Origin of the sequence: Sphingomonas elodea ATCC 31461, from assembly GCF_000226955.1 — a bacterium.
Classification (GTDB): Bacteria; Pseudomonadota; Alphaproteobacteria; order Sphingomonadales; family Sphingomonadaceae; genus Sphingomonas; species Sphingomonas elodea.
Genome location: NZ_AGFU01000002.1, coordinates 12,334 through 24,507 on the forward strand (window position 1 = coordinate 12,334; position 12,174 = coordinate 24,507).

Annotated in this window: 8 protein-coding genes; 6 read left to right on the forward strand and 2 right to left on the reverse strand. The window is 67.8% G+C overall.

The features are described from left to right. The first annotated feature begins 4 nt into the window (after positions 1–4). The 4 genes from leuS (at position 5) to KK7_RS0100465 (ending at position 6,878) form a co-directional block, all read left to right on the forward strand. Positions 5–2,542, forward strand: coding sequence for a leucine--tRNA ligase (gene leuS, locus KK7_RS0100450; RefSeq protein ID WP_010542678.1), 2,538 nt, complete (start codon positions 5–7; stop codon positions 2,540–2,542). Further along, positions 2,539–3,042, forward strand: coding sequence for an LPS assembly lipoprotein LptE (gene lptE / locus KK7_RS0100455; protein WP_010542679.1), 504 nt, complete (start codon positions 2,539–2,541; stop codon positions 3,040–3,042). Before leuS ends, lptE begins: the two co-directional genes overlap by 4 nt. Beyond that, a complete protein-coding gene (gene holA / locus KK7_RS0100460; RefSeq protein WP_010542680.1) occupies positions 3,039–4,061 on the forward strand; it encodes a DNA polymerase III subunit delta in 1,023 nt (340 codons plus the stop codon). Before lptE ends, holA begins: the two co-directional genes overlap by 4 nt. A 69-nt stretch (positions 4,062–4,130) precedes the next feature. Further along, positions 4,131–6,878, forward strand: coding sequence for a glycosyl hydrolase 115 family protein (locus KK7_RS0100465; RefSeq protein WP_010542681.1), 2,748 nt, complete (start codon positions 4,131–4,133; stop codon positions 6,876–6,878). Here KK7_RS0100465 and KK7_RS0100470 read toward each other — a convergent pair. Then, positions 6,854–7,732 carry a glycosyl transferase family 1 gene (locus tag KK7_RS0100470; protein ID WP_010542682.1) on the reverse strand — a complete coding sequence of 293 codons (879 nt, stop codon included), beginning with the start codon at positions 7,730–7,732 and terminating at the stop codon, positions 6,854–6,856. The two genes, KK7_RS0100465 and KK7_RS0100470, sit on opposite strands and share 25 nt — an antisense overlap. Before the next feature lie 92 nt (positions 7,733–7,824). Between KK7_RS0100470 and dinB the strand changes: the two genes are divergently transcribed. After that, positions 7,825–8,910 carry a DNA polymerase IV gene (gene dinB / locus KK7_RS0100475; RefSeq protein WP_010542683.1) on the forward strand — a complete coding sequence of 362 codons (1,086 nt, stop codon included), beginning with the start codon at positions 7,825–7,827 and terminating at the stop codon, positions 8,908–8,910. Here dinB and KK7_RS0100480 read toward each other — a convergent pair. Further along, positions 8,907–10,886, reverse strand: coding sequence for a radical SAM/SPASM domain-containing protein (locus KK7_RS0100480; protein ID WP_157999969.1), 1,980 nt, complete (start codon positions 10,884–10,886; stop codon positions 8,907–8,909). The genes dinB and KK7_RS0100480 overlap by 4 nt on opposite strands. A gap of 300 nt (positions 10,887–11,186) precedes the next feature. Between KK7_RS0100480 and KK7_RS0100485 the strand changes: the two genes are divergently transcribed. Beyond that, positions 11,187–12,128: a YihY/virulence factor BrkB family protein gene (locus KK7_RS0100485; protein ID WP_010542685.1), complete on the forward strand. Its 942-nt coding sequence runs from the start codon at positions 11,187–11,189 to the stop codon at positions 12,126–12,128. Positions 12,129–12,174: the final 46 nt, after the last annotated feature.

The following is a 12,174-nucleotide window of genomic DNA, read 5'->3' on the forward strand; positions in this document are numbered from 1 at the left end:
CAATATGGCGTCTCGCTTCAATCCCTTGAAGGCGGACGCGGCGTGGCAGAAGGCGTGGGAGGAAAACCGCACCTTCGCCGCCCGCGACGATTCGCCCAAGCCGAAGTCCTATGTGCTCGAGATGTTCCCCTATCCCTCGGGGCGCATCCATATGGGCCATGTGCGCAACTACACGATGGGCGACGTGCTGGCGCGCTTCCGCCGGATGAAGGGCATGGAAGTGCTCCATCCGATGGGCTGGGACGCCTTCGGCATGCCGGCCGAAAATGCCGCGATGGAAAAGAAGGTCCATCCGGGCGCCTGGACCCGTCAGAACATCGCGACGATGAAGGCGCAGCTCAAGCGCCTCGGCTTCGCGCTCGACTGGACGCGCGAGATCGCCACCTGCGAGCCGGACTATTACGGCCAGGAACAGGCGCTGTTCCTCGACCTGTACGAAGCCGGCCTGGTCTATCGCAAGGAAAGCGCGGTCAACTGGGACCCGGTCGACATGACCGTGCTCGCCAACGAGCAGGTAATCGACGGGCGCGGCTGGCGCTCGGGCGCGCTGGTCGAGCGGCGCAAGCTCAACCAGTGGTTCCTCAAGATCACCGATTTCGCCGACGACCTGCTCGAAGGGCTGAAGGGCCTCGAGCATTGGCCGGACAAGGTGAAGCTGATGCAGGAAAACTGGATCGGCAAGTCGCAAGGGCTGACGTTCCGCTTCGCGCCGCTGGTGCCGCTCATGGAGTCGATCGAAGTCTATTCGACTCGTCCCGACACCATTTTCGGCGCGAGCTTCCTTGCCATTTCCGCGGATCATCCGATTGCGCGTGAAGTCGCTTCGCGTGATGCTGAAGCCGCCGCATTCATCGAGCGCTGCAAGCAGGGCGGCACGACCGCCGCGGAATTGGATACGCAGGAAAAGCTCGGCTACGACACCGGCTACGAAGTCCTGCATCCCTTCGACAGCGGCTGGACCCTGCCCGTCTTCATCGCGAACTTCGTCCTGATGGATTACGGGACGGGCGCCGTCATGGGCGTGCCGGCGCATGACCAGCGCGACTTCGAGTTTGCGACCAAATACGGTCTCGAAATTCGTCGGGTTGTGTCGGATGGCGACAAGACCGACGCCAAGTTCCAAGAGAGTGAGGCCTATACCGGCCCCGGCACGCTGGTGAACTCGCACTTCCTCGACGGCCTCGACGTCGTCGATGCCAAGCGCGAAGTGATCCGCCGCGCCGAGGAAGGCGGCTGGGGCACCGGCAGCACCGTGTGGCGCCTGCGCGACTGGGGCGTCAGCCGCCAGCGTTATTGGGGCACCCCGATCCCGATCATCCATTGTGAGGATTGCGGGCCCGTCGGCGTGCCGAAGGAGCAGCTGCCGGTGGTGCTGCCCGAGGACGTCTCGTTCGATGTCCCCGGCAACCCGCTGGATCGCCACGCGACGTGGAAGCATGTCGACTGCCCCAAGTGCGGCAAGCCCGCGCGGCGCGAGACCGACACGCTCGATACCTTCGTCGATTCGAGCTGGTATTTCCTGCGCTTCGCCAGCCAGCCGAGCGACCAGCCTTTCGATAAGGCGGTGGCCGAGCAGTGGCTGCCGGTCGGCCAGTATATCGGCGGCGTCGAGCATGCGATCCTGCATCTTCTCTACGCCCGCTTCTTCACCCGCGCGCTGCGCCATATCGGCCGAATCGACGTGGCCGAGCCGTTCGCCGGCCTGTTCACCCAGGGCATGGTCACCCACGCCAGCTACTATCAGCTGGAAGAGCAGGACGGGCTGGAGCGGAAGGTCTATTTCGAGCCGACCCAGGTCTCGTTCCGCGCCGACGGATCGGCCTATCTGACCGACACCGGCGCCGAGGTGACCGTCGGCCGCGTCGAGAAGATGTCGAAGTCGAAGAAGAACACCGTCGACCCGACCGAGATCGTCGACCAGTATGGCGCCGACGCGACCCGCTGGTTCGTGCTGTCGGACAGCCCGCCCGAGCGCGATCTGGAGTGGAGCGAGAGCGGCATCGAAGGCGCGTGGCGCTTCGTCAACCGGCTGTGGCGCTTGTTCGACGGCCTGGAGGCAGCGGAAGGCGAGGACAAGGACCTCGACCGCAAGCTCCACCGCACCATCGCCGGCGTCGCCGAGGACATCGAGGCGCTGACCTTCAACAAGGCCGTCGCCAAGCTCTACGAGCTGACCGCGGCGATCGAGAAGGCCAAGCCCTCCGCCTCGCGCACCGCGGCGATCCGCGCGCTGGTCCGCGTGGTGGCGCCGATGGTGCCGCACATCGCCGAGGAAGCCTGGGCCGCGATGGGCGAGACCGGCATGATCGCCGATGCCACATGGCCGGCGGTCGATCCGGCACTGCTGGTCGACGACGAGGTCACCATCGCGGTGCAGGTCAACGGCAAGCTGCGCGATACGCTGGTGATGCCCAAGGGCGCCGCCAAGGATATCGTCGAGGCCGCGGCACTTGCTTCGGACAAGATCGTTCGGTCGCTCGAAGGCAAGGCGCCGCGCAAGATCATCGTGGTGCCCGATCGATTGGTGAACATCGTCGCATGAACAAGTCCGTCGCCCTGCTCGCCCCCCTCGCCCTCGCGCTTTCGGCGTGCGGGCTGCATCCGATGTACCAGGGGGGCAGCGGCGGCGCGGTCGCGACGACGCTGTCGGCGGTCGAGGTCGCGCCGATCCAGGGCCAGTCGGGCTGGCTCGTCTCGAACGCGCTCAAGGACCGGCTGGCGAACAATGGCGGCGCGGCGGCCTATCGGCTCGAAGTGAAGCTCGACGACCAGATCATCGGCCTGGGCGTGCGGCGCGACGATTCGGTCTCGCGCGAGCGGCGGACACTGCGCGCGCGCTACCAGCTGATCGACCTCCGCAACGGCCAGGTGGTGCTCGACGCCACCGCCGGATCGGACGCGGGCATCGACGTGGTCGGCTCCGAATATGCGACCATCGCGGCGGAAAAGTCAGCGCTGGAGCGGCTCTCGGGCATCGTCGCCGACCAGATCGTGGCAAGGCTGGCGCGCACGGTCCGCGAAGGCGGCGCGCGGCCCAAGTGAAGGCCAATGCGGGCCAGATCCGCGCGGCGGTAGAATCACCCCGGCCCGATACCCGGCTCTATCTGCTCCACGGCCCCGACGAGGCGGGCGCCGCCGATCTCGCCCAGCGGCTCGGCAAGGCGCTGGGACCGGAGGTCGAGCGCATTGATATCGACATGAAGATGCTGCGCGACCAGCCCGGGCTGCTGGCGGACGAGGCGGCATCGCTGTCGCTGTTTGGGGGCACACGGTACATCCGGGTTTCCAATATCGAGGAAGGTGCTGCCGAGGCGATCGCGCTGCTGCTCGGCGCCGAGCGCGCGGGCAATCCGGTGGTGGCGATCGGCCCCAACCTCAAGGCGAGCGGCAAGCTGGTCAAGGCGGCGATCGCCGCGCCGACCGCGATGGCCTTTGCCTGCTATGTGCCGGAGGGCGCAGGCGCGGCGCAGCTCGCCGGCACGATCGCGCGCGAGCATGGGCTTCGGCTCACCGGCGACGTGCCGCACCGGCTGGCGCTCGCCTCGGCCGGCGACCGCGCGGTGCTGACGCGCGAGATCGAGAAGCTCGCCCTGTTCCTCGACGCCGATCCCGAGCATCCCCGCGATGCCGACGGCGCCGCGCTCGACGCGATCGGCGCGGACCTGGGCGAAGGCGAGCTGTTCGGCGCGATCGAGGCGATTCTCGACGGCCGTGTGGCGGAAGTCGGCGAGGAGCTGGCCAAGCTCGGCGAAGGCGGCGGATCGGCGATTCCGCTGATGCGCCAACTGGTCCGCCGGCTGATGACCCTCGCCGAACTGCGCGCCGAGATGGACCAGGGCGCCAGCGTCGACGACGCGATGGAGCGCCACCGCGTATTCTTCAAAGAACGCCCCGCCACCGGCCGCGCGCTCCGCCGCTGGTCCGCGCCGCAGATCGCGCGGGCGATCGAGCGGGTGCGCCAGGCCGAGCGGGCGATGATGCGCTCGGGCAGCGCGGGGGAATTGCTGGCCGAGGTGGAATGCGTAGCGATCGCCCGGGCCGCGGCGCGCGCGAAAGGCTGACAAGATCCTCCCCGTTCCGGGGAGGATCTGGGGATTCCCTTCCGCCGCTGCCCATGCTTCAAGCGGCGCATGCGTTATTTCGCCCTGCCCGCCCTGCTCGCCCTTCCCGTCGCCGCGCATGCCCAGCAGGCGGTGCTATTCGACGGGCGCACCACCGCACCGATTCTGCACGACGACGCCACGTCGGCGAAGCTCGCCGGCGAACTGCTCGCCCGCGACATCGGAAAGCGCGCGGGCAAGGCACCGGTCGTGGCGAGCGACCTCGCCGCCTGCGGCAAGCTCTGCGTCGTTATCGGCCAGAAGGATTCGGCATTGGTCCGGCAGGTCGCTGCCGATGCGAAGGTCGATCTCGCCGCGCTGGACGGCCAGTGGGAACGCTATGTCCGCGTCCTCGCGCCCTCGAGGCAACATCCCGGCCGCTCGTACCTGCTGATCGCCGGCTCCGACCAACGCGGCGCGATCTGGGGCACGGTGGATCTCAGCCGCGCGATCGGTATCTCGGCCTGGGAATGGTGGGCGGACGTGACGCCGCGCCATGCCGACCGGCTGGTGGTCGACGGCCGCCGGCTGCTCTCGGACGCACCCTCGGTCCAGTATCGCGGCATCTTCCTCAACGACGAGGATTGGGGCCTCCAGCCCTGGGCCGCCAGGACCTACGAGCCCGAGACCGGCGACATCGGCCCCAAGACCTATGCGCGCGTCTTCGAGCTGATGTGGCGGCTCAAGGCCAACATGATCTGGCCGGCGATGCACGAAAGCACCAAGCCCTTCTACCAGATCCCCGGCAATGCCGAGATGGCGAAGGCGTACGGCATCGTCGTCGGCACCTCGCATGCCGAACCGATGATGCGCAACAACGTCCGCGAGTGGGACGAGAAGGCGGAGGGGCCGTTCAACTTCTTCACCAACCGCGACCACATGGTCGACTATTGGCGCCGCCGGGTGGACGAAGTGAAGGGCTTCGAAAACGTCTATACGATCGGCCTGCGCGGCAAGCATGATTCGGCGCTGGAAGGCGCGAAGAGCCCCGAACAGGCGCTCGCCGCCACCACCCAGGCGATCGACCTGCAGCGCGGCCTGCTCGCCACCGCGCAGGGCAAGCCGGCGGACCAGGTGCCCCAGGTGCTCACCCTCTACAAGGAAGTGCTCGACGTCTATCGCAGCGGGCTGAAGGTGCCCGAGGACGTGACGCTCGTCTGGCCCGAGGACAATTATGGCTATCTCGGCCAGCTGCCGACCGCCGCCGAGCGGGCGCGCAAGGGCGGCTCGGGCCTCTATTATCACATCAGCTATTGGGGCCGGCCGCACGACTATCTGTGGCTGGCGACGACCCACCCCGCGCTGATCCGCGAGCAGCTCGACCGCGCCTGGGCGACCGGTACCCGGAAGCTGTGGGTCGTGAACGTGGGCGACATCAAGCCGGGCGAAGTGCTGACGAGCTATTTCCTCGACGTCGCCTTCGACGCGAAACTGCTGAACAAGCCGGTGCGCGCGCAGCTGTACGACTGGGCGACCGCGCAATTCGGCGATCAGGGGCCCGCCGTCGCCGACGTGCTGATGGACTATTACGACCTCGCCTGGGAACGGAAGCCCGAATTCATGGGCTTCAGCACCGTCGAGCCCGAGACGCCGATCCGCCTCTCCGACTATGTCCGCTCGGGCGGCGACGAGGCCCAGGCGCGGATCGCCCGCTATCAGGGGCTGCTGGAAAAGGCCCAGGCGCTGGCCGCGACCATGCCCGCCGATCGCCGCGATGCCTTCTTCCAACTGGTGCTGTACCCGGTGCGCGGCGCCGCCAAGCTCAACGAACGCAACCTCAAGCTCGATCTCGCCGCGCTCTATGCGCGCCAGGGCCGCGCCAGCGCCAATGCGCTCGCGGAGCAAGCCCGCGCCGCGCACCAGACGATCGTCGCCGACACCGCCGCCTACAATGCCCAGAACGGCGGCAAATGGCGCGGCATCATGGACATGGCGCCGCGCCAGCTCGCGGTGTTTGCCGAGCCGACCTATCCGAAGATCGACCTCCCGCCGGTCGCCCCGTGCGGCACCGATGCGCGCGCGCTCGCCTTCGCCCCCGGCAAGCCCGAAACGCGGACCATGACCGTCTACGGAAAGGGTGCGGTGAGCGACTGGACCGTCGAGGGGCTGGAAGGCGTCGACCTCTCCGCACGTTCCGGCCGGCTCGATGCGAGCAACGGCTATGAGATGCGCGTCGCCGTGAAATATGATGGCAAGGGCGCGATCGCCGCGGGCAAGATCCGCTGCAACGGCGCGATGGTCTATCTCGAGCCGGTGCTCCAGCCCTTCCCTGCCGGCGACGCCACGCCCGAGGTGAACCACATCATTTCGCTGACCCCCGCCGAACTGAAGTTGGCCGAGGCGCCGTGGGAGCGCATTGCAGAATTAGGCTCGCGCGGCGCCGTGCTGCGCAGCAGGCTGGACCTTCCCTCCAGCGACCGAGCGGATGCCACCGCCCCGCTCGTCCTGCCCTTCCAACTCGGCAACAAGGGCGATGCCGAGCTCAGGATCGTCGCGCTGCCGGTCCATGCCCTTACCTCCGCCAACAAGCTTCGGATCGGCGTGCGGGTCGATGGCGGTGCGATCACCGTGCTCGATTACGAGACCCATGGCCGCAGCGACGAATGGAAGGCCAATGTCCTTTCCAACACCGCCGTGCGCACGCTCAAGCTAGGCCTGCTCGCGGCCGGTGCCCACAAGATCGAAGTCTTCGCGATGGACCCGGGCTTCCTGCTCGACCGGATCGACGTGCGCCTCGACGGCGCGCCCGACTATTACGGCGCGCCGCCGATCCGCTGAGCCGCCAGCTCGGCGGCGGCAACGTCGCGCAGCCGCCGGGCGACCTCGGGATTGATCCCCAGATCCTCGGCGGCGCGCTCGCGGGCCCCCAGGGTGCGCGGATCGCGGCCGGTGATCGCGCCGAATTCGACCAGCGCCTCCAGATAATAGCCCTCGGCGCTGGCGTGATACTGGTCCCAGGTCCACAGGCTCACCTGGCCGAATGCCACGCCGTCATAGGGATTGGGATCGGCATAGCCGTCACGGATCGCGCGATTCCAGGCGGTACCGACCGGCAACACGGCATGGATTCCGTAGCCCGGGGCGAGCCCCAACCGGTTCGCCGCCAGCAGGTCCTCGGCCATCCGCGCGATCGGTAGGCCGAACCAGTGGCCCGAGGGTCGATAGGTCTGGTCCGCGCGGGACCAGGTAGCGACAAGATTCACCTGTGCCGCCGGGTTGCGCGCATGAACCAGCGCCGCCAGCGCCCGCGCCGCGGCCAGATGGCGGGTCGGGTCGCCCGGCCGCTCGGCATCGAGCGTGCTGAATCCCTGCAGCACCACCACGTCCCAGCGCCGATCGATCAGGGCGCGGCGATTGGCGAGGTGCCAGGCGAGGTCCTTGCCGGGCGACGTCTCGAGGCTGACCTGCCAGTCGAGCCCGGCCTGGATCGCAAAGGTGCGGAACAGTGCCGGCACGCCGCCGATTCCCTCGCGGTTGAGGTCGGTCACGCGATCGGGCCGGTAGCGCATCACCGGCGAGTTGGCGCCGAAGGTGAAGCTGTTCCCGACGAACAGGATCGTCTTGGCAGCGGCGGGCACGGTCGAGAAGAGGCAGGCGATCAGCAGGGCGAGGCGGCGGAAGAGACTAGGCATGGTCCTTCCCTAGCCGCCTAAGGCGCTGCTCCACAATGATTTGCACGGGAATCGGTGTTCCCCATTCGTTCGATCGGCAGTATAGCCCGGCCATGGCAGCGCCGCCCGTCCGCAAGATCCTGCACATCGACATGGATGCGTTCTACGCGTCGGTCGAACAGCGCGACGATCCGAGCTTGCGCGGCAAGCCGGTGGCGGTTGGATCGGCAGCAGCGCGCGGCGTGGTGGCCGCCGCCAGCTATGAGGCGCGGGCCTTCGGGGTCCGCTCCGCCCTGCCCTCGGTCACCGCGCTCAGGCGCTGCCCGGACCTGATCTTCGTCCGCCCGCGCTTCGACGTGTACAAGGCCGTGTCGCAAGCGATCCACGCGATCTTCGCCGACTATACCGATCTCATCCAGCCGCTGTCGCTCGACGAGGCCTATCTGGACGTGACCGAGGATCGCCGCCGGCTGGGCACGGCCTGGGCGACGGCGAAGGAAATCCGCGCGCGCATCCTGGCGGAAACCGGCCTCACCGCCTCGGCGGGCATTTCGTACAACAAGTTCCTCGCCAAGCTCGCCTCGGACCATCGCAAGCCCAACGGTCAGTTCGCGGTGACGCCGGAGATGGGCGCGGCCTGGGTGGAGACGCTGCCGGTCTCGCGCTTCCACGGCGTCGGGCCGGTAACGGCGGCGAAGATGCGCCGGCTGGGAATCGAGACGGGGGCCGACCTGCGCGCCAAGTCGATGGATTTCCTCGCCCGGCATTTCGGCAGCAACGCCGAATGGTATCACCAGATCGTGCGCGGGGTGGACGAGCGGCCGGTGAACCCGAACCGCGAACGCAAGTCCTCGGGCTCGGAAACCACCTTCAGCCGCGACCTGACCGACGATGCCGAGATCGAAGCAGCCGTGCTAGGCCAGGCCGACGACGTGTGGGAATGGTGCGAGCGCACCCAAGGCTTCGGCCGCACCGCGACCGTGAAGATCAAATATGCCGACTTCCAGATCATCACCCGCAGCCGCAGCCAGCCCGCGCCGATGACCAGCCGCGAACAGCTCCACGCCGCCAGCCTCGCGCTGCTCCGATTGGTGCTGCCGACCCCCAAAGGGATACGGCTGGTGGGCGTGACCGTCTCCAATTTCGAGCGGCCCGATGCGACCCCGCTGCCGCTGTTCGGAGGCGCGGCGCCTTCCTAGATCCCGTCGCGGAAATGGCCTGCCGGGCGCGGTGGCCCCGGCAGCTTCTTGCTCGCGCAATGCCGTTCCGGGCCCCCGAGGCAGATCTGGCAACCGCGGCTCGTGGCGACACCGTTGGAAAGCTGCGCGAACATCTGCAGCGCCTGCGGGCTGGTCAGCGCCTCGTGCAGCGTGGCGAAGTCCGACAGGGAACCGAATGTCGCAGTACTGTTGAGATCGATGCAGCACACGCCCAGCCGGCCCGTGGCGAAGATCGCCAGCGACGGCGCTTTGGTGAACCCGCAGGTATAGGGGCTCACCAGCTTGCGCTCTACCGCCCAGCGCGGATCATATTCGAGCAGCAGGTTGGCATAGGTACCGACCGGCCGGGGCGACATGAAGGCATATTGGGTGGCGCCGTCCTGATCGACCCAGCTGAGGATCGGCAGATGGTGGGAATCGGCATGCCGCGCTTTCGCAAACGCATCGAAGACATGCGCTTCATCATTGGTATAGGCTCGCGCGCCGGTGGCCGGATCCAGCGCTTCCACGATCCGCGCGGCGATCGCCTCCCATTTGCGGAGATGGGCAAGCATGCGTTCGGGCGTATCGGGAAAGGCGTTTCGGGTCACCTCGTCGACGCGCAGGTCCACCGCCTGGTTCGATACCATCTGGTACAGCCGCAGGTGCGACGGCGCCCGCTCGCGGGCCATCTGGCGCAGCAGCGCGGTCACGCGGGCGACCAGTGTCTCGTAATCGCCGATCTTGTGGCTGCGCGTCGCCTCGTAGGATTCCTGGCTGTCGTTGTGCAGCGAGATGGCGATGCCGGACGGATAATTGCCGGAAAGCTGCTTCAGCTTCTTGTCGACCAGCGTCATGCCATGGGAGGTAAAGAAGGTGGGAAACGGCAGCCGGCGCTCGCGGATATAGGCGAGGATCTCGGCAATGTTCGGGTGCAGCAGCGGCTCGCCATAGGCGTTCAGCTGCATCGAGCCGACGCTGAGCGTGTCGGCAAGTTGGTCGATCAGGTTTTTGACCTGCTCCAGCGGCAGCCAGGCGCGAGCATCCTCGCGGAACATGTCCGGGCAGAAGGTGCACTTCTGATTGCAGTGGTTGGTGATTTCCAGCCAGACGATGTCGACATGCGGCTTGCCGTCTCGCATCGGATAGCCGGTGACCGCCGGCGTGGCCGCGGGTGCGACAAAGCCCCGCAACAGCGCCACCGCGGAGTCCGCTTCGGCCGGATCGAGGAACGGGATGGTGCCGTCCGCCGATTGCTGCGCAAGCAGATCGGCAGCGGCAGCGGTGATCGTCGGCGCAGTGGCGAAGGCCCAGCGCAGGCGATCCCTACTCAATGCCGAAAGCTCGCCGGTTGCGGCCAGTCGTGCCGCAAACAGCGCTAGTTCAGGCACCAGCGGACTCTTCTCGCCATCGCCCAGAGGGAGCGAAAGCGCGACGCCCACCGCTTCGCCAGCCGCCCCCAGATCGTCGGCAGCGAGTGCAAAGCGCAGGCGGGCACGGTGTGCTGCAATGTCCAGCCCGGCGGCGTCGATTCGCGCGCGTGCGGCCGACATGTCCGGGAAACCGAGCTCGGCAGGGGCAAGGTGGGCAGCGAGCTCGTGGGGACACCCGGCCCAGCGACAACGCGCGATCCAGGCTGCGCGCAGCAGCCCGGGGCTGCTGCCATGCTCCCGCGCCTGCGCGATCAGTGTTGCTGCCTGTTCATGCGCGCCCGCCGACGACAACAGGCCGACCAGGGTGAGCAGCCCCACCTCGTTCAGCGTGGTCACATCCCGGGGACCGTCACCGAAGATGCCGTCCAGGGCCAGGTCGAACATCAGCGCGGCCAGGCCGGGCGGGACCGCTTCAATCGCAGCGTAGGTGGCGGTCGAGCGGGTATCGGCGCGGAAACCCTCGATCAGCAGCGCAATCGCCCGCGCAAACAGGCCCGACAGCGCCGGCAGCTCTGCCGGGGTCAAGCCATCGAATGGCGCCAAGGCGGCGCCGAGACCGCCCAGACCTTCGCCCTCCAACCGTTGCCGCGCATGATCCACGGCATCTGCTGCCGAAGCAGACGAAAGAATCGAGGACTCGAACATGGCGGCATTCTCCCGTTTTTCCGTCGCGGATGACCGGCGACGCCCGCGCGCGGGCAGGCTCCCCCCCATTATAGACATGTCCCAAGGCTGGACGATCGAACCACGCGATTCAGCCGATCGGTCAATTGCTGGCAGACCGGAACCGCCCCCCGGGCCCGCGCGCTTGATTGCTGCGGCAGGCGAACGGGGGAGGATAGGATGGACCGGAAGGGGCGCGATGCGCAGAGCCCGTGGGCAATGCCCTGGGCGGGCTGGAAATCGGTGCTGTGGCGAAGCTGGACCGAGGCGGGCGACGACAATGTCGGGCTGATCGCCGCCGGCGTCGCCTTTTATGGCTTCCTCGCCCTGGTGCCGCTGCTCGGCGCAATCGTGCTGTGCTATGGCCTCATCGCCGATGCCGCGACCGTGCTGCACGACGTGCGGGCGCTTTCCGCCGTCCTCCCGCGCGACATTGCCGGCGTCATCGGCAACCAGCTGCTGGCCCTCGTCCACAGCCCCGACGACGAGAAGGGGCTCGGCATTCTGATCGCCCTCGCTGTCGCGCTGTTCGGCGCGCGCAACGGCGCCGGTGCGATCATTTCGGCACTCAACATCGCCTATGAGGAGAAGGAGAAACGCAGCTTCCTCTGGGTGAACCTGACCGCGCTGGGCATTACCGTCGGCGCGGTGATCGCCGCCATTCTGGCTGCGCTGGCGATGACGGCGCTTGGCGCGCTCGACCGGCTGCTGCCCTTCGCGCCCGATGCGCTGCTGGTGGTGGGCAAGATCGTCAGCCATGTGCTGCTGACGCTTGCAGGCGCGGCGGGGGCGGCGGCGCTCTACCGGTTTGGACCGTCGCGGGCACGTCCCCGCTGGACCTGGATCACGCCCGGGTCGCTGTTCGCCGCCCTCGCCTGGCTGGCGCTGACGCTCGGCTTCGGCGCCTATGTCCGGTATGTCGGACGCTTCGATGCGACCTATGGCGCGCTGGGCACCATCGTCGCGCTGCTTACCTGGCTGTATCTCTCCGCCTATATCCTGCTGCTTGGGGCCGAGCTGAACTCCGAACTGGAGCACCAGACCGAGCAGGATACCACCACCGGCACGCCCCAGCCGCTCGGCCAGCGGCGCGCCTGGGTGGCGGACAACGTCGCCGAGTGACGGCACAACGGCTCGTCGCTTGGCCGGTGGCCCTGCCCTGCCCGCT